At 70.4% G+C, this 26,950-nt stretch carries 22 protein-coding genes; 6 read left to right on the top strand and 16 right to left on the bottom strand.

The features are described 5' to 3' along the window. Positions 1-56: 56 nt before the first annotated feature. Together ACZ42X_RS06995 and ACZ42X_RS06990 are read left to right on the top strand one after the other, a co-directional pair. Positions 57-2,345 (top strand): hypothetical protein, encoded by a 2,289-nt coding sequence (locus tag ACZ42X_RS06995; protein WP_468285081.1) that lies wholly within the window; start codon positions 57-59, stop codon positions 2,343-2,345. 17 nt (positions 2,346-2,362) lie between these two features. Next, the gene (locus ACZ42X_RS06990) at positions 2,363-3,013 is read left to right on the top strand and encodes a hypothetical protein (protein ID WP_468285079.1); all 651 of its coding nucleotides are present in this window, start codon (positions 2,363-2,365) and stop codon (positions 3,011-3,013) included. Positions 3,014-3,032: 19 nt separating this feature from the next. On the opposite strand, the gene ACZ42X_RS06985 is transcribed toward ACZ42X_RS06990, so the two are convergent. The 13 genes from ACZ42X_RS06985 to ACZ42X_RS06925 form a co-directional block, all read right to left on the bottom strand. Then, positions 3,033-5,240, bottom strand: a complete 2,208-nt coding sequence (locus tag ACZ42X_RS06985; protein WP_468285076.1) for an MMPL family transporter — start codon at positions 5,238-5,240, stop codon at positions 3,033-3,035. Positions 5,241-5,403: 163 nt separating this feature from the next. Next, complete coding sequence (locus ACZ42X_RS06980; RefSeq protein ID WP_468285073.1) at positions 5,404-7,476, bottom strand: phosphocholine-specific phospholipase C; 2,073 nt, start codon at positions 7,474-7,476, stop codon at positions 5,404-5,406. A 503-nt stretch (positions 7,477-7,979) separates the two neighbouring features. After that, the gene (ppk2, locus tag ACZ42X_RS06975; protein WP_468285070.1) at positions 7,980-8,927 is read right to left on the bottom strand and encodes a polyphosphate kinase 2; all 948 of its coding nucleotides are present in this window, start codon (positions 8,925-8,927) and stop codon (positions 7,980-7,982) included. A gap of 9 nt (positions 8,928-8,936) precedes the next feature. Next, the gene (locus ACZ42X_RS06970) at positions 8,937-9,107 is read right to left on the bottom strand and encodes a DUF5670 family protein (protein ID WP_361418644.1); all 171 of its coding nucleotides are present in this window, start codon (positions 9,105-9,107) and stop codon (positions 8,937-8,939) included. A 296-nt stretch (positions 9,108-9,403) separates the two neighbouring features. Beyond that, the gene (gene gatB / locus ACZ42X_RS06965) at positions 9,404-10,918 is read right to left on the bottom strand and encodes an Asp-tRNA(Asn)/Glu-tRNA(Gln) amidotransferase subunit GatB (protein WP_361418647.1); all 1,515 of its coding nucleotides are present in this window, start codon (positions 10,916-10,918) and stop codon (positions 9,404-9,406) included. 16 nt (positions 10,919-10,934) lie between these two features. Then, positions 10,935-11,174: a hypothetical protein gene (locus tag ACZ42X_RS06960; RefSeq protein ID WP_468285067.1), complete on the bottom strand. Its 240-nt coding sequence runs from the start codon at positions 11,172-11,174 to the stop codon at positions 10,935-10,937. Then, complete coding sequence (gene gatA / locus ACZ42X_RS06955; RefSeq protein ID WP_468285064.1) at positions 11,171-12,664, bottom strand: Asp-tRNA(Asn)/Glu-tRNA(Gln) amidotransferase subunit GatA; 1,494 nt, start codon at positions 12,662-12,664, stop codon at positions 11,171-11,173. Before gatA ends, ACZ42X_RS06960 begins: the two co-directional genes overlap by 4 nt. A gap of 4 nt (positions 12,665-12,668) precedes the next feature. Beyond that, entirely contained in the window at positions 12,669-12,965 is a 297-nt protein-coding gene (gene gatC / locus ACZ42X_RS06950; RefSeq protein ID WP_355363428.1) for an Asp-tRNA(Asn)/Glu-tRNA(Gln) amidotransferase subunit GatC, read from the bottom strand. A 115-nt stretch (positions 12,966-13,080) separates the two neighbouring features. Continuing rightward, positions 13,081-15,126 (bottom strand): putative bifunctional diguanylate cyclase/phosphodiesterase, encoded by a 2,046-nt coding sequence (locus ACZ42X_RS06945; protein WP_468285061.1) that lies wholly within the window; start codon positions 15,124-15,126, stop codon positions 13,081-13,083. Between the two features lie 333 nt (positions 15,127-15,459). Further along, positions 15,460-17,643 carry an NAD-dependent DNA ligase LigA gene (ligA, locus tag ACZ42X_RS06940; protein ID WP_468285058.1) on the bottom strand — a complete coding sequence of 728 codons (2,184 nt, stop codon included), beginning with the start codon at positions 17,641-17,643 and terminating at the stop codon, positions 15,460-15,462. A gap of 22 nt (positions 17,644-17,665) precedes the next feature. Further along, positions 17,666-18,670, bottom strand: a complete 1,005-nt coding sequence (locus tag ACZ42X_RS06935) for a methionine synthase (RefSeq protein ID WP_468285056.1) — start codon at positions 18,668-18,670, stop codon at positions 17,666-17,668. 50 nt (positions 18,671-18,720) lie between these two features. Next, positions 18,721-19,410: an SDR family oxidoreductase gene (locus tag ACZ42X_RS06930; RefSeq protein ID WP_468285054.1), complete on the bottom strand. Its 690-nt coding sequence runs from the start codon at positions 19,408-19,410 to the stop codon at positions 18,721-18,723. A 28-nt stretch (positions 19,411-19,438) separates the two neighbouring features. After that, entirely contained in the window at positions 19,439-19,978 is a 540-nt protein-coding gene (locus ACZ42X_RS06925) for an LOG family protein (RefSeq protein ID WP_361418670.1), read from the bottom strand. A 152-nt stretch (positions 19,979-20,130) separates the two neighbouring features. Here ACZ42X_RS06925 and ACZ42X_RS06920 point away from each other — a divergent pair, with 152 nt between their 5' ends. Together ACZ42X_RS06920 and ACZ42X_RS06915 are read left to right on the top strand one after the other, a co-directional pair. After that, a complete protein-coding gene (locus ACZ42X_RS06920; RefSeq protein WP_468285658.1) occupies positions 20,131-20,436 on the top strand; it encodes a DUF427 domain-containing protein in 306 nt (101 codons plus the stop codon). Positions 20,437-20,480: 44 nt separating this feature from the next. Next, positions 20,481-21,074 carry an alpha/beta fold hydrolase gene (locus ACZ42X_RS06915; protein WP_468285051.1) on the top strand — a complete coding sequence of 198 codons (594 nt, stop codon included), beginning with the start codon at positions 20,481-20,483 and terminating at the stop codon, positions 21,072-21,074. A 13-nt stretch (positions 21,075-21,087) separates the two neighbouring features. Here the strand turns inward: ACZ42X_RS06915 and mnmA are convergent, their stop codons facing one another. Next, a complete protein-coding gene (mnmA, locus tag ACZ42X_RS06910; protein WP_468285048.1) occupies positions 21,088-22,239 on the bottom strand; it encodes a tRNA 2-thiouridine(34) synthase MnmA in 1,152 nt (383 codons plus the stop codon). 72 nt (positions 22,240-22,311) lie between these two features. On the opposite strand from mnmA, the gene ACZ42X_RS06905 reads away from it, so the two are divergent. Then, entirely contained in the window at positions 22,312-22,995 is a 684-nt protein-coding gene (locus tag ACZ42X_RS06905; RefSeq protein ID WP_468285046.1) for an N-acetylmuramoyl-L-alanine amidase, read from the top strand. A gap of 74 nt (positions 22,996-23,069) precedes the next feature. On the opposite strand, the gene ACZ42X_RS06900 is transcribed toward ACZ42X_RS06905, so the two are convergent. Next, a complete protein-coding gene (locus tag ACZ42X_RS06900; protein ID WP_468285043.1) occupies positions 23,070-24,239 on the bottom strand; it encodes a cysteine desulfurase family protein in 1,170 nt (389 codons plus the stop codon). 834 nt (positions 24,240-25,073) lie between these two features. On the opposite strand from ACZ42X_RS06900, the gene ACZ42X_RS06895 reads away from it, so the two are divergent. Further along, positions 25,074-25,559, top strand: a complete 486-nt coding sequence (locus ACZ42X_RS06895; RefSeq protein WP_468285040.1) for a hypothetical protein — start codon at positions 25,074-25,076, stop codon at positions 25,557-25,559. 519 nt (positions 25,560-26,078) lie between these two features. Here the strand turns inward: ACZ42X_RS06895 and ACZ42X_RS06890 are convergent. Next, positions 26,079-26,924, bottom strand: coding sequence for a thioesterase family protein (locus ACZ42X_RS06890; RefSeq protein ID WP_468285037.1), 846 nt, complete (start codon positions 26,922-26,924; stop codon positions 26,079-26,081). Between the last annotated feature and the right edge of the window lie 26 nt (positions 26,925-26,950).

Here is a 26,950-nt window from a genome sequence, read left to right as displayed (position 1 = left end):
GAAAGCAGCAGGCATTCCGGAATACCCATTAGGTCAGCAACCGGGAAGGTTCAGTCATGGTGACATATCAGGAATTATCCGATCTAAATCTCAGCAAACTGCACATCGCAGTCACGCAGTGGGAACAGATGCTGAAGAAACTGATCCTACTCGCCGAGGGGGGCGATGGCGGTGTCAATGCCGCCGACCTCGAGCGCAAGGCAAACGCTGCAGACTGGAAGGGCGACAACGCTACCGTCACGAAGAGCTTCACGACCACAACGGCACGTCAATTCAACGACATGGTCACTGAGGCTCGCAGCATCCACAGCATCCTTCGTGACGCCGAGGCAAACTTACGAAAGCATAAGGAGGACCTACGCGTCACCGTCGAAGCCTGGCTGAAACGCAATATTTACATCGACAGCAAGGGTACCGCCTTGTACTCGGGACCCACGCGAGAGCTGGAAGGCGCCCCAAAACCGCCGACCCAGGAAGAGCTGGACACGGCACAGACCGCGATTAACAGAATTGTGGCAGCGGCCAACGAGACCGATCGCATCACAACCCGCGCCCTGCGTGAGCACGCCAATAGTAAGTACGACTTCGACGAGAAGGGTTACAAAGGGCTTCAGGACGCCGACCGACAGCAGGGCATCGCCGATGCCGACCTCCTGGTCAAGCTCGCCGGTAAACGCGACGGCATGTCGGATGCCGATCTCGAACGATTCAACGAAATCAGCAAGTATCACCGAGACAACCCGGCCTTCGCAGAGCGATTCGCCACCAAACTCGGTGCTCAAGAAACCTTGGCTTTCTGGCGTACACTGGCCGATCCCGGGCAAGGTCGCACGCCTACGGGTGAACGTGCCGACATTCTAGCTTCCGTACAGAAAAATCTCGGCATCACCCTAGCCAACGCCACACGTGTCGATTCGCCCGCCATGCACGAATGGAAGGACAGCATTATTGCCCTTGGCGACGACCGGATTCAGGGGCCGGATGGTGTGAGGAGCGCTCCGTTCGGGTTCCAGGTTCTAGGCCCGCTCATGCGCGAGGGTAAGTGGGACCCCGGATTCCTGAACAAGTACGGCGAGAGGCTGATCGACTTTGAACGCGGAAAAGCGAAGGACGCAGTTCTAGGTTCCCCGGACCTGCTCTGGAAGAACCAGTACAACCCGGCTCAACTGAGCTACCCTCCGGGCACCGACTCGGAGCGGGATCCGGTAGCCCATTTACTGGAAGCTCTGGGACACAACCCTGAAGCTTCGCTCCAGTTCTTCAACGGCGCGTCGGGCCGCGCCGAAAAGGACGGGTTGAGCGAGATCAGTAACTGGGACTACCTCGTGGACCAAGGCGGTGAAGGTTCGCGGGCATGGCCGCAGGATGACGACGGGAAAGTAACGGGATACCAGTTCCTCGGCCATGCATTGGAGTCTGCCACGCTTGGCTATACCTACGATGACAAGAACCCGTCCATTCCGCAGATGCAGACGGTAGAGCAGATCGAGGCGCGAGAGCAACGCACCCTTCTAATGGACCGCGTCGTGGGACATTATCAGTCCTCGAGCATGATTGATGAGCAGGATGGAATCCGTGAAAGCCTGGCCAGAATGGCGGCGGGCCACATCGACAGTCTGAACTACTCCACGGCCAACTTCGGCGGCGGCGGTGAGCTTTCCGGGCGCGACGACCTCTTCGGGGCGAAAACAAACTTCCTGCGCGATTTCGACCAGATGTCAAGCACGAGCTTCCTCAGAGCAGTCGCCACTGAGAAGGAAGCATACGAGACCGTTTCCGCTGCACAGCAGATTTACAGTTCCAGCGCCATGGCTGGCCAAGGTGATGACGCGGGAGATGCCAAGCGGATAGGCATGCACAGTGTGAAGATGCACGGAATGCTGGACGAAGTACGCAGCGAAGCAATCGGGGCGGAATTCGCCGAGGACAAGGAGAAGCGCAATCTCGAGCTCGAACAGCAGGGCGCCTGGCGCGATTTCGCAGCCTCGGCTGTTATTGGTACAGCTGTTGGGGTCGGAGCGGCTGTCGTAGTTCCCACCGGCGCGGCGGCTGCTATCGCCGTTCCGCTGGCCTTCGAGGTCGTGGGTGGCGCGGCCGAGACGTATTTCGAAACCCAAACAATGGAATGGCTGAAGGAGAACGAGTACGACAACAGCGACGACTCTGTTAAGGGCGTCGACGAGGCGCGACAGGAAGGCGAACACAACGCCATGGTCCCGCTTCTGAATTGGGCTGCGACACAGAAGATGTCATCGGACGAGATATGGGATCTCATGGTCGCGGCTGAGCGGGAATACCAGGTCGGCACCGGTCGGACCGACACGGACAATACGCGAGGACACTGATGCCGAGGCGTTCCATCATGTTCCCCGCCATTGCACTGGCCTTCACCGCGGTGACCGCCTGCAGCTCTGGTGGCGAAAACGTTGACGCAGCCGAGGTGGACTCCTCGACGTGTGAGGAGCTTCTTGGATCCGCTGGGGTGGAGTGGTTGCTGAGTGGCGGGGGCGGCCGGGAAAGTGTACGGATGGAGAGCCGCCACACTGTGACTGCGGCGAGCTCACTGTTTCGCGGACAGGTCGAGGATTGGACTCCCGGCCGGAAGGGCGTTCCTTCCTACGCGGAGGCCGACGTGTGCACGGCTAGCGGAGCCCGGGGAAGGATTTCCATCGAATACGGCCCGTCGATTCTACCGTTGGATGCACCCATTACCGGCACCGCGGACTCGAAGCTGCTCGAGACACCGGTGAATTCTGATGTCCGGCTCCTGCGACGAATCGCCGACGACAACGTCGAATACGTCGTATTCGTCGCCTGCAAGGTGTCCGGAACGCCATCCGCACAGGAGGACCAGGTGCCGCTCGAAGGAATGATGTCGGACACCCTCACGAGGGACACCAGCGCCCGCGTCCACTTCCGCCATCTGCTGCACTCTGCGCGAGTCATGGCTGCGTCGCTCGACTGCGAGAACAAACCCACGATCCCGGATGAACCTCCCGCATCGGTGAAGTGAGCAAGCCCCCGGGTAAGGCTCACGGCACCAGTTCGCCGTCCTCGCTCGCGCGCTGGCCGGCGATCTTCGTCGGGGTGGTGGCGCGGCGGTCGGGGGTCTCGATGCTGATGCGGGGCAGGAGGCGGTCGAGCCAGCGGGGGAGCCACCAGTTGGCGCCGCCGAGCATGTGCATGAGGGCCGGGACCAGCAGGGTGCGGAGCACGAAGGCGTCGAGGGCGACGGCGGCGGCGAGGCCGATGCCGAACATCGCGATGACGCGGTCGCCGGAGAGGACGAAGGCCAGGAAGACGGCGATCATGATGACGGCCGCGGAGTTGATGACCCGGCTGGTCTCGGCGAGGCCGACGCGGACCGCGCGGCGGTTGTCGCCGGTCTCCAGCCACTCCTCGTACATCCGGCTGACGAGGAAGACCTGGTAGTCCATGGAGAGGCCGAAGAGGACCGAGACGGCGATCACCGGGAGGAAGGGTTCGATGGGGCCGGCCCGGCCGAGGCCGAGGAGTTCGCTGCCCCAGCCCCACTGGAAGATCGCGACGACGATGCCGAAGGCGGCGGCGACGGCGGCGATGTTCATCGCGGCGGCCTTGAGCGGGATGCCGAGGGAGCGGAAGGCGACCAGGAGCAGCAGACAGCCGAGCGCGATGACGACGCCGACGAAGAGCGGCAGTTTGCCGACGATGACCTGCGCGAAGTCGTCGTAGCCGGCGGTGATGCCGCCGACGTACACCTCCAGGGAGGTGCCGTGTTCGGCGCTCGGCAGGACGTCGCCGCGGAGGCGTTCGACGAGCTCGCTGGTGTGCTGGGACTGCGGCGCGGAGTCCGGTACGACGGTGAGGACGGCGGTGTTGCCGCTGCCGCTGTACGCGACCGGGCTGACCGCCTCGACGCCCTTGGTGGCGCGCAGCACCTCGGGCAGCCGGGCCAGCGCGATCCGGTCGTCGGCGCCGTCGAGCTCGGCGACCAGGGTGAGGGGCCCGTTGACGCCGGGGCCGAAGCCCTCGGCGAGGAGGTCGTACGCCTTGCGGGTGGTGGTGCCGGCCGGGTTGTTGCCCTGGTCGGAGGTGCCCAGGTGCAGGCCGAACGTGGGCAGGGCCAGGACCAGCATGACGACGGCGGCGAGGGAGCCGAGCAGCTTGGGGTGGCGTTCGACGAAGGCGGACCAGCGGGCGGCGAAGCCGGTGGGCAGCTCCGGCTGCGGGCCGTGCTCGGCGAGGCGGCGGCGTTCGCGGCGCGAGAGGGCCCGCATGCCGATGAGGGACAGCAGTGCGGGCAGGAGCGTGATGGACGCGGCGACGGTGAGGATGACGGTGAGCGACGCGGCGAGGGCGACGCCGTTGAGGAAGCCGAGCTGCAGGATGAGCATGCCGAGCAGCGCGATGCACACGGTGGCGCCGGCGAAGACGACGGCCCGGCCGGTGGTGGCGACGGCGTTCTCGGCGGCTTCGGCGACCGACAGGCCGCGTTTGAGGCCCTTGCGGTGCCGGGTGACGATGAAGAGCGCGTAGTCGATGCCGACGCCGAGACCGACGAGCATGCCGAGCATGGGGGCGAAGTCGGCGACCGTCATGGCGTGGCCGAGCAGTCCGATGCCCGCGTACGCCGTGCCGACGCCGACGATCGCGGTGGCGATGGGCAGGAGGCTGGCGGCGAGCGAGCCGAAGGCGAGGAAGAGGACGACGGCGGCGACGGCCACGCCGACGATCTCGGCGGTGTGCGAGGTGGGGGCCTCGGTGAGCGCGATGGCGCTGCCCCCGAGCTCCACCCGGACGCCGTCGGAGGCGGCCTCGCGGGCGGTGTCGACGACGGCCTGGGCCTGCTCCTCGGGGATGTCGTCGACGGGGTGCTCGAAAGTGACGGTGGCGTAGGCGGTGCGGCCGTCCTCGCTGATCTGGCCGGAGGCGGCGCCGTACGGGCTGGTGACGGCGGCGACCCCGGGGAGCTCGGCGACCTCGTCCAGCATGTCGGTCATGCGCTGTTCGAGAGCGGTGGCGCGGACGCTGCCGCGGTCCGTGTGCCAGACGATGGTGTCGCCGTCACCGCCGGGGGCGCCGAAGCCCTCCTCCAGGAGGGCCGCCGCACGTCCGGACTCGGTGCCGGGGACGCCGTAGTCGTTGGAGTACGCGGGGCCCGCGGCGCTCGCGGCCGCCGTGACGCCGCCGAAGGCAAGGAGCCAGAGCAGGACGGCGACGAGGCGGTGGTTGATGCACCACCGTGCGAGGGCTGCCAACGGGTTTGCTCCCTGAGTGGTTCTTGCTCTTTATCGGGAACTGCCCGCAAAGAACGCATGACCTTCGGATAGTCACTCTGGCAGCCTAAAATGATCGTTTGTCCGTTTCGTGGGCTTACTCACAGCGCCGACCCGCGACGGCTGTGAGCAGGCCCACGCGGACTCAGCCCGAGACGCTCGTGCGCCCGTTCTCGATGTGGCCCATGAGGCGGCGCCGGAAGCCGTCGGGGCCCGTCACCTCGATGTCGTACCAGCCGTGCGCGTCGGCGGCGGAGTGCACGACGGTACGGCTGCGGCCGGGCTTCACGGTGAGGGTGCGGGTCCAGTCGCCGAGGTCGGCCTCGTCGACGTACCCGAGCGGGCGGACGGTGAAGGCGGCGGGGGCGGTGCCGTCGTTGCGCAGCGTGAGGTGGACGTCGCGCTCGGCCGGGTCGAGGTACGAGGTGACCTGGGCACCGCCGGAGACCGGGCCGGCGAACTCGCGGCGGAAGCCGTTGGGGCCGGTGATCGTGAAGCGGTAGGCGCCCCCGGGGAGCCCGGTAAGGGGCACCCTCCATTGCGCCGTGGCCCTTACATCGCGGTGCTGCGGGGTGGCGAACTCGCCCGCGTACGGATAGAGCGCGAGCGGGGCACTGGCCGCGCCGCTGTTGCTGAGCGTGACGGTCAGGGTGTCGCCGTCGACGCGCCCGTACGCGTCCGGCTGGTACGGCAGCGGGCGCGCGGGGCGGGTACCGGGCTCCTGTACGGGCATGTGCTGGACGAGCGGGGGCTGCGGCCGCCAGCGGCCGGTGAACGGCGGGACCGCGCCCGGCCGGTCGACCTCCGGCTGCGGGCGGCCGCGCCGGAAGTCGAAGGCGGAGGTGAGGTCGCCGGTGACCCGGCGGCGCCAGGGCGTGATCTGGGGCTCCTTCACCCCGGTCCACTTCTCCAGGAAGCGGATCACCGAGGTGTGGTCGAAGACCTCGGAGCAGACGTAGCCGCCGACCGTCCAGGGCGAGACGACGAGCAGCGGCACCCGGATGCCGAGCCCGGTGGGCAGGCCCTTCCACCGCTCGTCGGTGTCGTCGGCGGGCGGCACGGGCGGCGGGACGTGGTCGAAGAAGCCGTCGTTCTCGTCGTAGTTGATCAGCAGGACGGTGTGGCGCCAGACCTCGGGGTGGGAGGCGAGGGCGTCCAGGACCTTGTAGACGAGGGTGGCCGACGCGATCGGGGACGAGGAGCCGGGGTGCTCGGAGTCGATCGCGGACGGTACGAGGTAGGAGACCTCGGGGAGCGCGCCCGCGGCCACGTCGGCCCGGAAGGCGTCCGCGAGCGTGCCGGACTCGACGCGCCGCAGCCCGCGCTCGAAGAGGGAGCGCTCCGGCGGGGTGAGCGTGGCGACGCCCTCCTCCAGGGCGGCGAGCAGCCGGGCCCGCTCGGCGGCGTCGCCGGTGTCGCGCACGGCCGCGTAGAACGACTCCATGTAGGTGTGGCCGCCGGTGCGGGCCAGGGCCTTGCGGGCGATCTTCTTGAAGGTGGTGAAGAACTCGATGTTGTTGTCGGTGAAGTTCTCCCACTCCGTGTACGTCTTCCAGCTGCGGCCCGCCTTCTCCAGGCGCTCGGCGTAGGTCGGCCACGGGTAGCCGGGGTGGGTGCCCTCGGCGTACGCGGCGTTCGTCACGGCGCGCGACCCGTCGGCCTCGAAGCCGGTCCAGCCGGACCACAGGTGGTTGCGGTTGGGGCTGGTGGAGGTGTGGATGGAGGAGTGGTACGCGTCGCAGATGGTGAAGGTGTCCGCGAGCTCGTAGTGCAGCGGGATGTCGCGCCGGTCGTAGTACGCCATGGTGGCGGCGGTCTTCGCCGAGACCCAGCCGTCCATCCAGCCGTCGCGCCACGCCTTGGCGCCGCCGCCCCAGGAGTGGTCGAGGTCGCCGATGTACTGGAGGTCCTTCTTCTGCGCCTCGGCGGCGTCCCGGACGGGGAAGGGCAGCACGGTGCGGCCGAGCGGCGCGGGCTGCTCGAACACCGGCCTGCCGGAGGGCAGTTCGACGGCGTTGCGGTCTCCGAAGCCGCGGACGCCGCGCAGGGTGCCGAAGTAGTGGTCGAAGGAACGGTTCTCCTGCATCAGGACCACCACGTGCTTCACGGCGCGCAGCCCGCCGCCGGCCGGCTCGGCGGCGAGCGCGGACCGCAACGACGGCGGCAGGAGCGAGCCGGCGGCAGCGGCACCGAGGACGCCTCCCCCGAGCGCGAGCACGTTCCTGCGCGATGTCCCCCGCGGGTTCTCCGGTGACAAGCCCGACCTCCCAGTCGACGTCCCATGGTCACCCAATGGTCCGGGTGCGATCCATTGAGCGGTACGGGCCGGACGGTAGTGAGCCCACGTGGACCTGGGAAGGCCCCGGGAGGGACGGAAGGTGAACGTCCAACAGGTCGTGCGGGAAGTCCAAGCGAGGGACGAGGGCCGGACGGACGGGGCGGCGGGTGGTTCCGGGCCGGACCATTGGCGCCACCGGGCCGCCGGTTCCTGGCCAGAACACGCCATGTACGCATGCCGCGCGCGACAGTGGGCAGCAGATCCTCACCCCCCACGGGACATCGCCCGGTCCCTGGCCGCGGCGCCGCTCCACCCCACACGGGTGGCGAGCGCCGCCGCCGGGACCGGGCGACCCGCGCGCGCCGGTAGTGCCGGGCGGCGCGCGGGCCGTAGGACGTGCTCAGGTTCTGGATCTCGATCACGAGCGGCTCCGGTGAGACCGCTCAGCGCGGTGGGTGCTCCCCCGGTCCGGTGATGTTGTCCGCCAGTGGCGTGGGCGAGAGGGCGCTGTCCTCCTCACCGGGCTCCAGCAGCGTCTGCGCGGCCCCGATGATCAACGGGTCGGGCTCTCCGACCACCTCCGGGTCCTTGCGGTCGTAGTCGATGCGCCAGAGCAGGTGCCGCATCGCCTCCAGCCGCGCGCGGCGCTTGTCGTTGGACTTGACGACCGTCCACGGCGCCTCCGCCGTGTCGGTCGCCCGGAACATGGCGACCTTCGCCTCGGTGTAGTCGTCCCACCGGTCGAGGGACGCGAGATCCGTCGGCGAGAGTTTCCACTGCCGTACGGGATCCACCTGGCGGATCGCGAATCGGGTCCGCTGCTCGGCGCGGGAGACCGAGAACCAGAATTTGACCAGGATGACCCCGTCCTCGACCAGCAGCCGCTCGAATTGGGGGCATTGCCGCAGGAACAGTTCGTACTGCTCCTGCGTGCAAAAGCCCATCACCTTTTCCACGCCGGCCCGGTTGTACCAGGACCGGTCGAAGAAAACGATCTCACCGGGTCCCGGGAGATGGGAGACGTAACGCTGGAAATACCACTGTCCGGCCTCCCGTTCGGTCGGTTTGTCCAGGGCGACGACCCGGGCGCCGCGGGGATTGAGGCGTTCCATGAACCGTTGTATGGTCCCGCCCTTGCCCGCGGCGTCCCGGCCTTCGCAGATCACGGCCAGCCGCCCACCGGTTTCCTTGATCCACCGCTGGAGCTTCAGCAGCTCGATCTGCAGCACGCGTTTGGCGTGCTCGTATTCCGCGCGCCGCACTTTGCGGTCGTACGGGTAATTCTCCTGCCACGTACGGATGGGTTTCCCGTCCCCGTCGAGCAGGATGGGCTGCTCGGGCCGACTGTCATCGACGGTCAGCCCGTTCAGCAGCTCCTTGTCCCGGGGCACCGGAACCGCCTACCAGCGATACCAGCGACCGCGCGTTCCGGTCGGCCCGGTGGACCGCATCACGAAACCGAGCAGCCACACCACGAGAACGATGACGGCTATCCACCACAGAGCCTTCAGTGCGAATCCCGCACCGAAGAGGATCAGGGCGAGAAGAAGAACGAGAAGCAAGGGAACCATTGTTTTCCACCTCCGCTCCGCCGTATGCCCCGCTCCGGCGGGCGCACACGTCTTCGAGTCGGCGGCGGTGGAACGAAGAAAACCCGGCGCGGCGCAGGCATGGGCCGGGCGATCCGGGGCACAAGCACGGCAGCCCCCTCTGGGACGGTGATCCGTCCCTCACCGACGGCCCCCTGTCGCTCTTCCCCCCGGCGGCAGGGGGCCGCACCCTTGCCGGGGGCGGAACGCGCCCGGCCCCCGCACTCCGCGCGGGAGTACGGGGGCCGGGGGTCGGGGCCGGGGTCGCCAGGGGCGGGTCAGCCCTCGGTCACGCCGAGCTTCTCCAGGATCAGCTCGCGCACGCGAGCCGCGTCCGCCTGGCCGCGGGTGGCCTTCATGACCGCGCCGACCAGGGCGCCGGCCGCGGCCACCTTGCCGCCGCGGATCTTGTCCGCGATGGCGCCGTTGGCGGCGATCGCCTCGTCGACGGCCGCGCCCAGCGCGCCCTCGTCGGAGACGACCTTCAGGCCGCGCTTCTCGACGACGGTGTCCGGGTCGCCCTCGCCCGCGAGCACGCCCTCGATGACCTGGCGGGCCAGCTTGTCGTTGAGGTCTCCGGACGCGACGAGCTCGGTGATGCGGGCGACCTGCGCCGGGGTGATGGGCAGGGCGTCCAGGGAGGTGCCGGACTCGTTGGCGTTGCGCGCCAGCTCGCCCATCCACCACTTGCGGGCCTGGTCGGACGGGGCGCCCGCCTCGGTCGTGGCGACGATCAGGTCGACCGCGCCCGCGTTGAGGATGGCCTGCATGTCCAGCTCGGAGACGCCCCACTCCTCGCGCAGCCGGTTGCGGCGCACGCGCGGCAGCTCCGGCAGCCCCTGGCGGAGCTCCTCGACCCACTCGCGGGACGGGGCGACCGGGACGAGGTCCGGCTCCGGGAAGTACCGGTAGTCCTCGGCCTCCTCCTTCACCCGGCCGGAGGTCGTGGAGCCGTCCTCCTCGTGGAAGTGGCGGGTCTCCTGGATGACCGTGCCGCCGGCGTTCAGCACGCCCGCGTGGCGGCTGATCTCGAAGCGGACGGCCCGCTCCACGGAGCGCAGCGAGTTGACGTTCTTGGTCTCGCTGCGGGTGCCGAACTTCTCGACGCCGTGCGGGCGCAGCGACAGGTTCACGTCGCAGCGCATCTGGCCCATCTCCATGCGGGCCTCGGAGACGCCGAGCGCCTTGATGAGCTCGCGCAGCTCGGCGACGTACGCCTTAGCGACCTCGGGGGCGCGCTCGCCGGCGCCGGTGATCGGCTTGGTGACGATCTCGATCAGCGGGATGCCGGCGCGGTTGTAGTCGAGCAGGGAGTGGGACGCGCCGTGGATACGGCCGGTGGCGCCGCCGACGTGCGTCGACTTGCCGGTGTCCTCCTCCATGTGGGCGCGCTCGATCTCCACGCGGAAGACCTCGCCGTCCTCCAGCTGGACGTCCAGGTAGCCGTTGAAGGCGATCGGCTCGTCGTACTGGGAGGTCTGGAAGTTCTTCGGCATGTCCGGATAGAAGTAGTTCTTCCGGGCGAAGCGGCACCATTCGGCGATCTCGCAGTTGAGGGCGAGGCCGATCTTGATGGCGGACTCGACGGCGGTCGCGTTGACCACCGGCAGCGAGCCCGGCATGCCGAGGCAGGTCGGGCAGGTCTGCGCGTTGGGCTCGGCGCCCAGCTCGGTCGAGCAGCCGCAGAACATCTTGGTCCTGGTGCCGAGTTCGACGTGCACCTCGAGGCCCATGACGGGGTCGTAGGCGGCGAGGGCGTCCTCGTACGGCACCAGTTCGGTGATGACGGTCACGGTGAAACTTTCCCTCTCAGCCCAGCAGGACGTCGTCGTCACCGGCGCGCTTGAGCTCGCGCAGCAGGATGGCGAGGCCGGTGGCGATGGCGGCGGCGGACACGACGGCGTCGAGCAGCAGGAGCGAGTCGCTCTCACCGCGGGCCTTGCGCAGCTGCTTGACCACGCTGACGGCGCCGAAAGCGGTGGTGCCGATGGACAGATACGTACCGGTCTTGGACTTCTTGAAGCCCTTGGCCTTGGTCAGTGCGCTCACAGCGACGGAGCCTCCTCCAGCAGCGGGTGCCCCCACTTTTCCACGAAGGCGGCCTCGACGGCCGCACCGACCTTGTAGAGGCGGTCGTCCTTCATGGCGGGGGCGATGATCTGCAGGCCGACCGGGAGGTTGTCCTCCGGGGCGAGGCCGCAGGGCAGCGACATGGCGGCGTTGCCGGCCAGGTTGGTCGGGATGGTGCACAGGTCGGCGAGGTACATCGCCATCGGGTCGTCGGCGCGCTCGCCGATCGGGAAGGCGGTGGTCGGGGTCGTCGGGGAGACGATCACGTCGACCTGCTCGAAGGCCTTCTCGAAGTCCCGGGTGATGAGCGTGCGGACCTTCTGCGCCGAGCCGTAGTACGCGTCGTAGTAGCCGGAGCTGAGCGCGTACGTGCCCAGCATGATGCGGCGCTTGACCTCGGGGCCGAAGCCGGCCTCGCGGGTGAGGGCGGTGACGTCCTCGGCGGAGCGCGTGCCGTCGTCGCCGGTCCGCAGGCCGTAGCGCAGGCCGTCGAACCGCGCGAGGTTCGAGGAGCACTCGGACGGGGCGATCAGGTAGTACGCGGAGAGGGCGAGGTCGAAGGACGGGCAGTCCAGCTCGACGATCTCGGCACCCAGCTCGCGCAGCAGCTCGACGGACTCGTCGAAGCGCTGGAGCACGCCGGCCTGGTAGCCCTCGCCGCGGAACTGCTTGACCACGCCGACGCGCATGCCCTGCACGGAGCCGTTGCGGGCCGCCTCGACGACCGGCGGGACCGGGGCGTCGATGGAGGTGGAGTCGAGCGGGTCGTGGCCGGCGACGACCTCGTGGAGCAGCGCCGCGTCCAGGACCGTACGGGCGCAGGGGCCGCCCTGGTCGAGGGAGGACGAGAACGCCACCATGCCGTAGCGGGAGACGCCGCCGTACGTCGGCTTGACGCCGACCGTGCCGGTGACGGCGGCGGGCTGGCGGATGGAGCCGCCGGTGTCCGTGCCGATGGCGAGCGGGGCCTCGTACGAGGCGAGGGCGGCGGAGGAGCCGCCGCCGGAGCCGCCGGGGATGCGGGTGAGGTCCCACGGGTTGCCCGTGGGTCCGTACGCGCTGTTCTCGGTGGAGGAGCCCATGGCGAACTCGTCCATGTTGGTCTTGCCGAGGATGACGACGTCGGCCGCGCGCAGCTTCTGCACGAGCGTCGCGTCGTACGGCGGGATCCAGCCCTCCAGGATCTTGGAGCCGACGGTGGTCGGCATGTCCCGGGTGGTGAAGATGTCCTTCAGGGCGAGGGGCACGCCCGCGAGGGGGCCGAGCTTCTCGCCCTTGGCGCGCTTCTCGTCGACGGCGCGGGCCTGGGCCAGGGCGCCCTCGCGGTCGACGTGCAGGAAGGCGTGGACCTTCTCGTCGACGGCCTCGATCCGGGCGAGGTGGGCTTCGGTGACCTCGACGGCGGTGAGCTCGCCGGAGGCGATCTTCTCCGCGATCTCGGCGGCGGTGAGCTTGACGATGTCCGTCATGGTCTTAGTCCTCCCCCAGGATCTGCGGCACCTTGAAACGCTGCTGCTCCTGGGCGGGCGCGCCGGAGAGCGCCTGCTCGGGGGTGAGCGAAGGACGGACCTCGTCCGGGCGCATGACGTTGGTCAGCGGCAGCGGGTGGGAGGTCGGCGGTACGTCTTGGTCGGCGACCTCGGAGACGCGGGCGACCGCGCCGATGATGTCGTCGAGCTGTCCGGCGAAGTGGTCGAGCTCTTCGCCCTTCAGTTCCAGACGCGCCAGCCGGGCGAGGTGGGCGACCTCCTCGCGCGTGATGCCAGGCATGCAGCGATCCTCAGGGGTGAGTGTGATGGTTTTGGCCCAATCCTATGGGGCCGGGCCCCGTGCCCGTGAAACGGTTTGCCGGGCGGCCCCCCGACGGGGGCCCCACGGGGCGGGGCTACTGGACCACCTGGTCCGCGTTCTGCGGGGACGGGGGCGCGGCGGCCGGGAGTTCGGCCGGGGCGAGGGGCGCCGGGGCGGGGGTCTGGGGGTCGCGGGCGCGGAGCCAGGCGGTGGTTTCGGCGGGGGGCATCGCGGCGGCGACGAGCCAGCCCTGGACGGCGTCGCAGCCCAGGTCCCGCAGGCGCTCCCAGGTCTCGTCGTCCTCGACGCCCTCGGCGACGACGAGGAGGCCGAGGGAGTGGGCGAGGTCGACGGTGCAGCGGACGATCTCGGCGTCCTCGTTGTCCACGGCGAGGCGCGCCACGAAGGAGCGGTCGATCTTGAGCTCGCTCACCGGGAGGCGGCGCAGGTGGACCAGGGAGGAGTAGCCGGTGCCGAAGTCGTCCAGCGACATCTTGACGCCGTGGCCGGTGAGGCCCGCCAGGGTGTCGGCGGCGCGCTGGGGGTCCTCCAGGAGGACGTGCTCGGTTATCTCCAGTTGCAGGGATCCGGCGGGCACCCCGTGGCGGGCCAGCCGGGCGGCGACGGCGCCGGCGAAGCCGGGGCTGTGGACGTCGCGCGGGGAGACGTTCACCGCGACGGGGACCTCCAGGCCCTGGGCGCGCCACTTGGCGACCTGGCCGAGGGCCGTCTCCAGGACGTACTCGGTGAGGTGGGGCATCAGGCCGGAGGACTCGGCGATGGCGATGAACTCGTCCGGGGGGACCCGTCCGCGCTCCGGGTGCACCCAGCGGACCAGGGCCTCCAGGCCGGCCACGTGCCCGTCGAAGCCGACCTTGGGCTGGTAGTGGAGCTCGACCTCGCCGGCGTCCAGGGCGCGGCGCAGGTCGCCGAGGAGGCCGAGGCGGTCCGGGGTGTTGGAGTCGCGCTTGGACTCGTACACCTCCACGCCCGTGCGGTCCCGCTTGGCCTGGTACATGGCGACGTCGGCGCGCTGGAGGAGCCCTTCGGCGTCGCGCGCGTGGTCGGGGAAGACCGCGACGCCCGCGCTGGCCTCCAGGACGAGCGTGAGCCCGTCGAGGTCGAGTGGCGAGGAGAGCTCGGCGGCGAGCTGGCGGGCCACGCGCTGGGCGCTGGTCGTGGAGTCGGCGGTCGGCAGGAGGACGGCGAACTCGTCGCCGCCGAGCCGGGCCGCCTCCGCGCCGCGCGGCAACGCCAGCCGGAGCCGGTCGGCGATCTGGAGCAGCAGCCGGTCACCCGCCAGGTGGCCGAGCGTGTCGTTGACCGACCGGAAACGGTCGAGGTCGATCAGGACCAGCGCGGCCCGGACCCCCTCGCCCTCCGCGTCCTCCAGGGCGGTCCAGGTCCGCTCCAGCAGCCACTGGCGGTTGGGCAGCCCGGTCAGCGGGTCGCGCAGCTGCTCCTCGGCCCGCGCGCGGGCGATCCACAGCGTGGAGTCCAGCGCGATCAGCGGGACGGCGAACAACGGCAGCAGCACCGGCAGGGAGACCGCGACCACGCAGATCAGCGGCGCGATGCCGAGCAGGGCGACCGCCACGAGCCCCTGGCGCAGCAGCGCCGTGCGGGCGGCCGTGGGCAGTCCGCCGCTCGGCGGGGCGAGCGTGTACCACAGCAGGAGCCGGGTCACCACCAGATACGCGGTGGCCGCCAGCGCCACCTCCGGTACGGCCTCGATCCCCCATTCGAGGGGCCGCCACGGGCGCTCGACGCTCGGTACGTCACCGAAGGCGGCGAGCACCAGGGCCGCAGCCCCGATGCCGAGGATGTCCGCGGCGCCGTGCAGCAGCCCCTGCCGCCAGCGGTGACGCCGGGCCACGCCCACCAGGACGACGACGGCGAGGCTGACCAGTCCGGCGGGCACCCATCCGTACAGCAGCAGCACCGCGAGGGTGAGCGCGGCGCCGGAGCCGGTGCCGCCCCACCAGCGGTCGCGGCCCAGGGCCACCAGGTGGCCGACGATGATGCCGGTGAGCACGGCGAGCGACCAGCCCTCCGCGCCGCCGGGGAAGAGCGCGTGACCGTCGCGGACCGCGCTGACGAGCCCGGTCGCGAGCAGCAGCCCGGCCAGGACCACCACCATGGCGGGGAGCCTTGCTGCGATGCCCTCGCAGGCCGCGTACACACACGGCCGTGAGACCGGGGCGGCGCTCTCGGTCGGTTTCATTCCGTCCCTCTCACAGCCGGCTGTGCCGTTGCCACGTGATGGCCCTGTTGTCATGCCACCACGGCCGAAACCGGTCTCCGCGGCCGTGCACGACAGGCGCACGTCTCAACAGTAGGCCGCGGAAGGCTTCGACGGGCACCGCTCTACAGCTCTTGCCCGAATGCGACCCGGCCACCCTTATCCATCTGGTATGCGCTGAACGGGTGATGATTTCCCATCGTTCCGTGTCCGGAACCCGCCCTTTCGTGGCTACTGCTCGAGCGGGAGCGCCGCGTCCTTCGCTGCGTCAGGACCCTGCTCCAGCAGGACGGTGAAGCCGTCCTCGTCCAGAACCGGAAGCTTCAGCTGCATGGCCTTGTCGTACTTGGAACCGGGATTGTCGCCGACCACCACGAAGGACGTCTTCTTCGAAACGGAACCCGTCACCTTCGCTCCGCGGCTCTGGAGCGCCTCTTTCGCGCCATCCCTGGTGTAGTTCTGCAGGGTGCCGGTCACGACGACCGTCAGTCCCTCCAGCGGGCGCGGCCCCTCGTCCTCCCCGGTGCTCTCCTCCTCCATCCGGACCCCGGCGGCCCGCCACTTGCGCAGGATCTCGCGGTGCCAGTCCACCTCGAACCACTGCTTGACCGAGGCGGCGATGGTGTCGGCGACACCCTCGACGGCCGCCAACTCCTCCTCGGTCGCCTGCGCGATGCGGTCGAGGGAGCGGAACTCGCGTGCCAGCGCCTCCGCCGCGACCGGGCCGACGTGACGGATCGACAGGCCCGTGATGATCCGGGCCAGCGGACGCTGCTTGGCCGCCGCGATGTTCTCCAGCATCGCCAGGGCGTTCTTGCGAGGCTCGCCCTGCTGGTTGGCGAAGACGGTGACGATCTTCTCCTCGCCCGTCTTGGGGTCCCGCTTGGGCAGACCGCTGTCCTGGTCCAGGACGTACGCCTTGATGGGCAGCAGCTGTTCGATCGTCAGGTCGAACAGGTCGCCCTCGTCGACCAGCGGCGGCTCGGCCGGCTCCAGGGGCCTGGTCAGCGCGGCCGCCGCCACATAGCCGAAGTTCTCGATGTCGAGGGCCTTGCGGCTGCCGAGGTAGAAGAGCCGCTCGCGCAACTGGGCGGGGCAGGTCTGCCCGTTGGGGCAGCGGAGGTCGACGTCACCCTCCTTCATCGGGCGCAGCGGCGTGCCGCACTCGGGGCACTCGGACGGCATCACGAACTCCCGCTCGGTGCCGTCCCGCAGGTCCACCACGGGGCCGAGGATCTCCGGGATGACGTCACCGGCCTTGCGCAGCACCACCGTGTCGCCGATGAGCACGCCCTTGGCCTTGACCACGTCCTGGTTGTGGAGGGTGGCGAACTCGACCTCGGAGCCCGCGACCGTGATCGGCTCGACCTGGGCGTAGGGCGTGACCCGGCCCGTGCGGCCCACGCCCACCCTGATGTTGATCAGCTTGGTGTTGACCTCCTCCGGCGCGTACTTCCAGGCGATCGCCCAGCGCGGCGCGCGCGAGGTGGAGCCGAGGCGCCCCTGGAGGGGGATCTCGTCGAGCTTGACGACCACGCCGTCGATCTCGTGCTCCACGGAGTGGCGGTGCTCGCCGAAGTACGCGATGAACTCCCGTACGCCCTCGATGCCGTCGACGACGTTGTTGTGCCGGGCGGTCGGCAGGCCCCACTCGCGCAGCAGGCCGTACGCCTCCGAGAGCCGGCCGATCTCCAGGCCGTCGCGGGCGCCGATGCCGTGCACCACCATGTGCAGCGGGCGCGTCGCGGTGATCTTCGGGTCCTTCTGGCGCAGCGAACCGGCCGCGGCGTTGCGCGGGTTGGCGAAGGGCTTGTCGCCGGCCTCCACCAGGCGGGCGTTGAGCTCCTCGAACTTCTCCATCGGGAAGTAGACCTCGCCGCGGATCTCGACGAGGTCCGGGATCCGGTCGCCCCTCAGCCGGTCCGGGACGTCCGCGATGGTGCGGATGTTCGGCGTGATGTCCTCGCCCGTGCGCCCGTCGCCGCGCGTCGCGGCGCGCGTCAGGCGCCCCTTCTCGTACGTCAGGTTCACGGCGAGACCGTCGACCTTGAGCTCGCACAGGAAGTGGTACGCGGAGGTGCCGACCTCCTTGGCGACGCGGTCCGCCCAGGCGGCCAGCTCCTCGTCGTCGAAGGCGTTGTCCAGCGAGAGCATGCGCTCGCGGTGCTCGACGGCGGTGAACTCCGTCTCGTACGCCCCGGCGACCTTCTGGGTCGGCGAGTCGGGCGTCCGCAGCTCCGGGTACTCCTCCTCCAGCGCCTCCAGCGAGCGCAGCAGCTTGTCGAACTCCGCGTCACTGATGACCGGCTGGTCCTTCACGTAGTACCGGAAGCGGTGCTCCTCCACCTGCTCGGCCAGCTGCGCGTGCTTCTCCCGTGCCTCGGCCGGCACCGCGTCCTGCTGTTCGACAGCCACCGTAATCCTCCCGTTGCCTACGTTACTCAGGGTTGTCCGCGAGCGATCTCGCCGCCCTGACGCAGTGGGCGAGCGCCGCCCGGGCGTACGCGGGCGAGGCGCCCGCCAGCCCGCACGACGGGGTGATCACCAGCGACTCCGCGAGAGCCCCCGGATGCAGCCCCAGCCTGCGCCACAGCGTCCTGACACCCATGACGCTACCGGCAGGGTCCGACAATGGGCCGTCGGTGGACCCCACGACGCCCGCGAAGAGCTTCGTGCCGCCCTCGACCGCCTCACCGATCTGGTCGTCGTCACGCTCGGTGAGCGCGGAGAAATCGAACGAGATGCCCGCGACGCCCGCCCGGCGCAGCAGGGCGAACGGCACGTCGGCGGCGCAGGAGTGCACGATCACCGGACCGTCGTTCACCCCGACGACGTCCCGCAGCGCGCCCTCCACCACCTGCCGGTCCACCGCCCGGTAGGTCCGGTAGCCGCTCGCGGTCCGCACCTGCCCGCGCAGGACGGCGGCGAGGGACGGCTCGTCCAGCTGCAGCACCACCCGCGCGCCCGGCACCCGGCGCCGTACCTCCGCGAGATGGGCCCGCAGCCCCTCGGCCAGCGACTCCGCCAGGTCCCGGCACGCGCCGGGGTCGCCGAGCGCCGCCTCGCCGCCGCGCAGCTCCAGCGCGGCGGCCAGCGTCCACGGGCCGGCGACCTGCACCTTGAGCACGCCCTCGTACCCCTGGGTGAACTCCTCCAGGGCGTCGAGGTCCTCCCCGAGCCAGGACCTGGCCCGCCGGGTGTCACGGCCGGGGCGGTCGCTGATCCGCCAGCCGCTCGGCTCGACGTGCGCGTACATCTCGACCAGCATCCCGAGGGTGCGCCCGACCATGTCTGCGCCGGGGCCGCGCGCGGGGAGTTCGGGGAGGTGCGGGAAGGTCTCGAAGGACCCGGTGACGGTCTTGACGGCCTCACGCGCGTCGCCGCCCGGCATGGACCCGACCCCGGTCGCCGGGCCCCAGCTGAAGTCGTTGTTCTCGCTCACCCGGGAAGCGTACGCGCCGGCATGAGGGCCGGCGTCTCCCGCGGTCGGCGCTACCGTCCCGGTCGCACCGACAGGTCGTTGATCTCCGCGTCGCGCGGCAGATCGATGGCGGTGAGGATCGCGGTGGCGACGGACTCCGGGTCGATCCAGCGGGAGGCGTCGTACTCCTTGCCCTCCTGCTGGTGCACCTTGGCCTGCATGGGGCTGGCCGTACGGCCCGGGTAGACCGAGGTCACGCGTACGCCGCTCGCGTGCTCCTCGTGGCGCAGCGCGTCGGCCAGGGCCTTCAGGCCGTGCTTGGAGGCGGCGTACGCGGCCCACTCGGCGTGGGCGTTGAGCCCGGCGCCGGAGTTGACGAAGACGACGTGCCCCTGGGAGAGCCGCAGTTGGGGCAGGAGCAGCCGGGTGAGCTCGGCGGGGGCGAGCAGGTTCACGTCGAGCTGATGGCGCCAGGTCTTGGGGGTCAGGTCGCCGACCGGGCCGAGGTCGACGACGCCCGCGACGTGCAGCAGCGAGTCGAGCCGGTCCGGGAGGGACTGGTGTGAGAAGGCCCAGGAGAGGCGGTCGGGGGTCGCGAGGTCGCCGACGAGCGTACGGGCGCCGGGGTAGGTCTCGGCCAGTTCCTTGGCGCGCCCGGCGTCGCGGGCCAGCAGGACGAGGTCGTCACCCCGCGCGTGCAGCCGTCGCGCGACCGCCGCGCCGATGCCGGACCCTGCCCCGGTGATCAGATGTGTAGCCATACGGGCCATGCTCGCATCACCCGGCGCCTCAGCGGATCCCGGCGGCCTCTTCCAGGTACGCGAGGGCCGCGACGCCGTCCTCCGCGAAGAACACCAGGTCGGTGAGGGGCACGGGCAGGAAGCCCTCCGCGTCCATCCGCCGGAACTGCTCCTTCAGGCCGTCGTAGAAGCCCGCCGTGTTGAGCAGCACCACGGGCTTGGTGTGCAGGCCGTGCTTCTTCAGCTCCAGGATCTCGGTGGCCTCGTCCAGGGTGCCGGTGCCGCCGACCATGATGACGACCGCGTCGGACTTGGCGAGCATCAGCGCCTTGCGCTCGGCGAGGTCCTTGGCGACGACCATCTCGTCCACTCCGCTCCTGGCCTTGTGGACCAGGAACTCCACGGAGACCCCCACCAGCCGCCCGCCCGCCTCCTGGACCCCGTCCGCCACGACCTTCATCAGACCGGCGTCGGAGCCGCCCCAGACGAGCGTGTGGCCGCCCTTGGCGAGCAGCTCGGCGAATTCGCGGGCGGGCACGGTGTAGCGGTCGTCGAGGTCCGCGGCGGAGAGGAAGACGCAGATGTTCATGGCGCCACGGTACGGGGAATCGGGGCCGGGGTGCCGCCGTTGGACCGGTCATGACGACGACAGGACCGACAGGTCACGGACAGGGACAAGGACAGAGACAGGGACAGGGACAGGGACAGGGACAGGAGCAGGGACAGGAGCAGGGACACCGCATCACCGTCGAGCCGGGCACGGAGCACGTACGGGTCCTGCACGGGGGCCGGGTGATCGCCGAGAGCCGGCGGCCGCTGGTGCTGCGCGAGACGGGCTGCCCCGTGCGCTACTACCTGCCGCCGGCGGACGTACGGATGGATCTGCTGTCCCCCTCCGACACGCACACGTACTGCCCGTTCAAGGGGACGGCGTCCTACTGGTCACTGGCCGGGGCGAAGGACGCGGTCTGGGCGTATCCCGACCCCAAGGCGGAGGTCGCCCCGATCAAGGACCACCTCTGTTTCTACGAAACAGAGGTGGTGTGACGCCGCGCCGATGAGTTTCGCGTCCGGCTCCGGTCTGCCCCCGTATGGAGAAACTGAACAGGACGGTGCCGGCGTACGAACGGCGCGGCGACGGGCCGCCGTTGATCCTGGTGGGCGGTGCGCCGGGCACGGACGCGGGCGCGGGTGAGGCGGCGCTCGCGCGGCTGCTGGCGCCGCGCTTCACCACGTACACCTATGACCGGCGCGGCGGCGCGGCCGAGCTCGGCGACCTGGCGGCGCTCATCGCGGAGGCGGGCGGCAGCGCGTACGTACACGGCACCGCCTCGGGCGGTGTGCTCGCCCTGGAGGCGGCCGCTGCCGGGCTGCCCATCCGCCGGCTGTCGGTGTACGAGCCGCCGTACGGCGCCGCGCTCTCCCCGCTGCCCCCGCTCGTGGGCGCGGGCGCCGCGGCGCCGGGGAACCCGGCCCCGCCCTCCGCCCTGCTGGCCGCCGTCACCGCGCGCGTGCTGGTCCTCGACGGCGGCGCGAGCCCGGCCCGTACGCGCGACACGGCCCGCGCGGTGGCCGCCGCCGTACCGCGCGCCCGTCACACCACGCTGACGGGCCAGACGCACGAGGTGGCACCGCAGGTGCTGGCGCCGGTGCTGGGGCGCTTCTTCGCGGAAGCCACCGGCTGAGGCGGGGCGGGGCTCAGGCCGTCGTGGCCGGCTCCGGCGCCTCGCGGCGCGTCGTCGTCGCGATCGTCGCGGAGCCGACCACGCGGGTGCCGTCGTAGAGGACGATCGCCTGGCCCGGGGCCACGCCCCGGACCGGCTCGGCGAAGGTGACGTGGAGCTCGTCGCCGACGAGGGCCGCCGTCACCGGGGTCTCGCCGCCGTGGGCGCGGAGCTGGGCCGTGTAGGTGCCGGGGGCTGAGGGGGCCGTGCCGCACCAGCGGGGCTTGATCGCGGTGAGGGCGGTGACGTCGAGGGCCTCGGCGGGGCCGACGGTGACGGTGTTGTTCACCGGGGAGATGTCCAGGACGTAGCGGGGCTTGCCGTCGGGCGCCGGGTGGCCGATGCGCAGGCCCTTGCGCTGGCCGATGGTGAAGCCGTACGCGCCCTCGTGGGTGCCGAGCTTGGTCCCGGACTCGTCCACGATGTCGCCCTCCGCCTTGCCGAGGCGCGAGGCCAGGAAGCCCTGGGTGTCGCCGTCGGCGATGAAGCAGATGTCGTGGCTGTCGGGCTTCTTCGCGACGGCGAGGCCGCGCCGCTCCGCCTCCGCGCGGATCTCGTCCTTGGTGGTGAGCGTGTCGCCCAGCGGGAACATGGCGTGGGCGAGCTGCTTCTCGTCGAGGACGCCGAGGACGTAGGACTGGTCCTTGGCCATGTCGGAGGCGCGGTGGAGCTCCCGGGTGCCGTCCTCCTTGGTGACCACGGTCGCGTAGTGGCCGGTGCAGACCGCGTCGAAGCCCAGCGCGAGCGCCTTGTCCAGCAGCGCCGCGAACTTGATCTTCTCGTTGCAGCGCAGGCAGGGGTTGGGCGTGCGCCCCGCCTCGTACTCGGCGATGAAGTCCTCGACGACGTCCTCGCGGAACCGCTCGGCCAGGTCCCACACGTAGAACGGGATGCCGATGACGTCGGCCGCGCGGCGCGCGTCCCGCGAGTCCTCGATGGTGCAGCAGCCGCGCGCGCCGGTGCGGAAGGACTGGGGGTTCGCGGAGAGGGCCAGGTGCACCCCGGTCACGTCGTGGCCGGCCTCGGCGGCACGGGCGGCGGCGACGGCGGAGTCCACACCGCCCGACATGGCGGCGAGGACACGGAGGGGGCGCTGGGGGGTGGTCCGCTGCGGAGTCTGAGTCATAGCCCTCTCAGGGTACGGGTCCGGGTGGAGCGTCCGGGAACCGAATACGTACGCGCGTGCGTTCACGATCACATGGGGCGTACGGACGGGGCGGGGAAGCGGCGGGTCGGCCGGCGCGCGGTGCTGATCGGCGGCGGCGCGGCCGTGGCGGGCGCGGCGGTGCTGGCCCGTGACGAGCTGGAGCGTGCCTGGTGGCGGCTGCCCGGCATGGAGAAGAAGCGCGTCGAGGGCGAGCTGGACCACCAGGGCGCGGAGTGGACGGCGGCCGCGCGGGCCAATTGGCGGCGCGCGGACCGCCCGGACGACTACACCATCGACCGGGTCGTGATCCATGTCGTCCAGGGCAGCTATCCGACCGCCCTGAGGGTCTTCAAGAACCCGGGGCACGGCGCCGCGACCCACTACGTCGTCCGCAAGGACGGGCACATCGCCCAGATGATCCGCGAGCTCGACGTGGCCTTCCACGCGGGCGACCGGGAGATGAACGAGCGCAGCATCGGCATCGAGCACGAGGGTTTCGTCGACCGCCCGAAGGACTTCACGGCGGCGATGTACGAAGCGTCGGCGCGGCTGACGGCCGGGATATGCGCGCGGTACGGCATACCCGCCGACCGGGAGCACATCATCGGCCATGTCGAGGTGGAGGGCACGGACCACACCGACCCGGGCCCGCACTGGGACTGGGACCGGTACATGAAGCTGGTGCGCGCCGCCGCGGCCGCCGGGGCGGGTTCCGGGGCCTCGGCCGCTCGCTGAGGCGGTCTGCTGGCCGAGGCCCGGCTCGCTCAGGCCGTCTGCCGACCGAGGCCCCGCTCGCTGAGGCCCTCCGCTTAGCTGAGGCCCGCCGTCCGCGCCCGTTCCACCGCCGGGCCGATGGCCTTCGCGACCGCCTCGACGTCCGCGTACGTGGACGTGTGGCCGAGCGTGAAGCGCAGGGTGCCGCGCGCCAGGTCGGGGTCGGTGCCGGTGGCGAGCAGGACGTGGCTGGGCTGGGCGATGCCGGCCGTACAGGCGGAGCCGGTGGAGCACTCGATGCCCTGGGCGTCCAGGAGCAGCAGCAGCGAGTCGCCCTCGCAGCCGGGGAAGGCGAAGTGCGCGTTGGCGGGCAGGCGGCCCGCCGGGTCGGGGTCGCCGCCGAGGACGGCGTCCGGGACGGCCGTGCGGACGGCGTCGATCAGCGCGTCGCGCAGGGCGCCGACCTCGCGGGCGTACGCCTCGCGGCGCTCGGCGGCGAGCCGCCCGGCGACGGCGAAGGCGGCGACGGCCGGCACGTCGAGGGTGCCGGAGCGGACGTGGCGCTCCTGGCCGCCACCGTGCAGCACCGGGACGGGGGTGTACTCGCGGCCCAGCAGCAGGGCGCCGATGCCGTACGGGCCGCCGATCTTGTGGCCGGAGACCGTCATGGCGGCGAGGCCCGAGTCGGCGAAGGAGACCGGGACCTGGCCGAGGGCCTGCACGGCGTCGGAGTGCAGGGGGACACCGAACTCCCGCGCGACGGCGGCGAGTTCGGCGACCGGCATGACGGTGCCGATCTCGTTGTTGGCCCACATCACGGTGGCGAGCGCGACGCTGTCCGGGTCCCGCTCGATGGCCTCGCGCAGGGCGTCCGGGTGGACGCGCCCGTACGCGTCGACGCGCAGGTACTCGACCGTGGCGCCCTCCTGCTCGCCGAGCCAGTGCACGGCGTCCAGGACGGCGTGGTGCTCGACGGGGCTGGCGAGCACCCGCACACGACGCGGGTCGGCGGCCCTGCGGGCCCAGAAGAGGCCCTTGATAGCGAGGTTGTCGGCCTCGGTGCCGCCGGAGGTGAGGACGACCTCGCTGGGGCGGGCCCCCAGCGCCTCGGCGAGGGTCTCGCGGGCCTCCTCGACGGTACGGCGGGCCCGGCGCCCGGCGGAGTGCAGCGAGGACGCGTTGCCGGTGACGGGGAGCTGGGCGGTCATCGCCTCGATCGCCTCCGGGAGCATCGGAGTCGTCGCGGCGTGGTCGAGGTAGGCCATGGTGCCTCGATTCTACGAGGCGGCGCGGCACGCGGTCGGGGCTGCACCAGGCGATGCTCCGGGAGATGGTGCCTTCGAGCGAGCCGGGACGGCATGGACGACCAGTTCGGCAGGCCGATCCCCATACCGGGCAGGGCACGCCCGCTGTGCGCGGTCCCGCAAACGCGGCGCGAGGGCAGCGAGACCGATGGCCGTGGGGCGCGAGGAGGACGCTCCTCCCCAAGGGCTTAGAAGACCGGCGAAGAACGCGGCCTCGGCCGTACTGCCAGCGTCCGGGGCGCTGACTCGACCTGCTGCTCCGAGAGATGGGCACGAACCGGCTGTCCAACCCGTTTCCCGGGGCACCCTGGGGCGGCGGCGCTGGCTGGTCCGCCACCCCTCACCTCTCACCCGGCACCCACGTTCACCCTCAAGCAGCGCGGGTGCCGCGGCGGCCTGCCGCGGCAGGTCCGCGCACGCCTCCATCCCGGTCGATGCCACCAAGCCACGCCATGTCGCCCCTCCCCGTCACTCTTCACACAGCATTCGATCGCATGCATTCGCAGCTCCGGAATATGAATGTCAACACGAAATCAAGGCAATTAATGAACCACCCCGTTCAAGATCACCGAGGACTCAGACCATCCTTCTGTAGACACTTTCGGGCGTACCCCGGCGCCCTCGATGGAACCTCAAGATAAGCTCAAGCAATCACGATGCGATAACGAGGCCACGGACGACAACATTCCGGGGGCCCGTGATGATTGAGTGACGGCCAAGCGAGCAATTCAACTCGCTTCCCACCAGGAGGGGCTCGAAATGGCACCTACGCGTATAGCGGTTATCGCTATGGCGATGACGGCATTCGGCATGCCGGTAACCGCACATGCGGCAGAGACGGGAGAGCCGTCCACCTTCGGAGTGTGCAGCGGGGGCTGGCGGAGTAACGTCTACGGCTACTCGGCGACCCATCTCGCCAAGGGGCCCACCTACAAGGACGGGCCGGGGGGGACCCTGACGGTCAGCCGACACGCCTCGGGAACCTTGAGCACCACGGTGACCGGCACCGGAGGTGTATCCGTCGACTTTGCCGTCGCCGAGGCGAAGGCAGAGGTCAGCATTGCCGCCACAGCCTCCATAACGTGGGGTTCGAACCACTCGTACTCACGGAAAATCTCAAACGGCAAGTACGGAAACGTGCGGTACGGATCCTGGGGGCACACCGCCACCTGGGAGAAGTACTACGAGCTTCCCAATTGCAGCAAGACGCAGCGCACCTCGGGTTCGGTGAAGGTGGCCAACACCGCCGTCGGCTACAAGTACTGGGAGACGAGAAGCTGAAGCGGTCCATAGCAGCAGTGCTGGCGGTCGCGGCCCTGGCAGCCGCGACCACCGCATGCACCGGCGCCGAGAAGGCGGACGGAATGCCCGATTCAGACGGGACGGGTTCATCGCCTACGGCGAAGTCGCCCGATGCCGCAGCCGTCCTGACCCGCCCGGAAGTGCGTCCAGGTTTCAACGAAATAGCTTCGGCAGGGCCGACGGAGGGAAACTGGGATTTCGGGACCGTGAAGCTCCGAAAAGGAGTGAACTGGATAGACGTAAATTGCGTATCCGAGTCAGGCTCTCCGCTTATCGTGCTCACGATAGGAACACTGGGGACGTTTCCCATCGATTGCACAAGCGACGAGATCCGTATCAGCGCCAACCAATTCGACCTCGCGACCGCGCGTGAGGGTCATTTTCGGATTGAGGCGCCGAGGTCCATCCGCTGGGTCGCGAGCGTCCAGGTTTCCGCCGGATAAGCGTTCACGCGGGCAGACCCGATCACGGCACACCAGCGGTGCGGAGCTCATCGCATCAACCCCTGGGCGCGCGGGCGAGTTGGCGGGACTGGGCGACCAGGCGGTCGGCGCTGTCCCAGACCTCGGCGTCCTCCTCCAGGAAGCCGCCGGCGAGGTTGCGCGTGGTGATGGCGACCCGCAGCGGCCCGGGGGCGGGGCGGCAGCGTATGTGGGTGGTGAGTTCGACGGTCGGGGTCCAGCCCTTGAGGCCCAGCTCGAAGGAGGTCGGTGGCAGCGCGTCGACGGTGAGGAGCAGGGACAGCGGGTCGGGCTCGCGGCCGTCGGCGAGGCCGAACCAGCCGCGCATCTCGCCCTTGCCGGACGGGGCGCCGAGGGCCCAGCCGAGGGTCGCCGGGTCGAGCTTGATGTCGAGGCGCTCGGTGATCGCGGACGAGCCCGGGATCTGCGGGGCCGGGCCGTCGGAGGGGCCGAAGCAGTGCTCGCGCGGCGGGATGGCGGGCGGCTTGGCGGTGGTGCGGACGTCGTCGGGGAGGGCGTCGAGGTCGCCGTAGGAGGCGAGGACCCGGATGCGCTCGACCTCGGAGCCGTCGTCCGCGTACTGGAAGAGGGACGCCTGGCCGGTGGAGAGGGTCCGGCCGGTGCGGACGGTCTCGGTCCGGATGACGGCGGGTCCGGGTACCGAGGGCGTGAGGTAGTGCGCCGAGATCGTGAACGGGTCGGGGTGCGGCAGGGCTTCCCCGAGGGCGCGGCCCAGCAGGGCGAGGAGGTAGCCGCCGTTGACGGCGTGGATGATCGTCCAGCCGGCGGAGAGCTCGGCGTCGTAGACGCCCGGCTCGCGCAGGGTCACCGCGGTGTCGCGGTCGAACTCGTACTCGAACTCGGACTCGAACTCGCTCTTCATGGCACGGAACCGTACAGCAGGAAACT

This window comes from Streptomyces sp. NPDC030862 (assembly GCF_055571835.1).
Note: the sequence above shows the minus strand (reverse complement) of the source record. Positions and strands in the feature narration are given on the sequence as shown.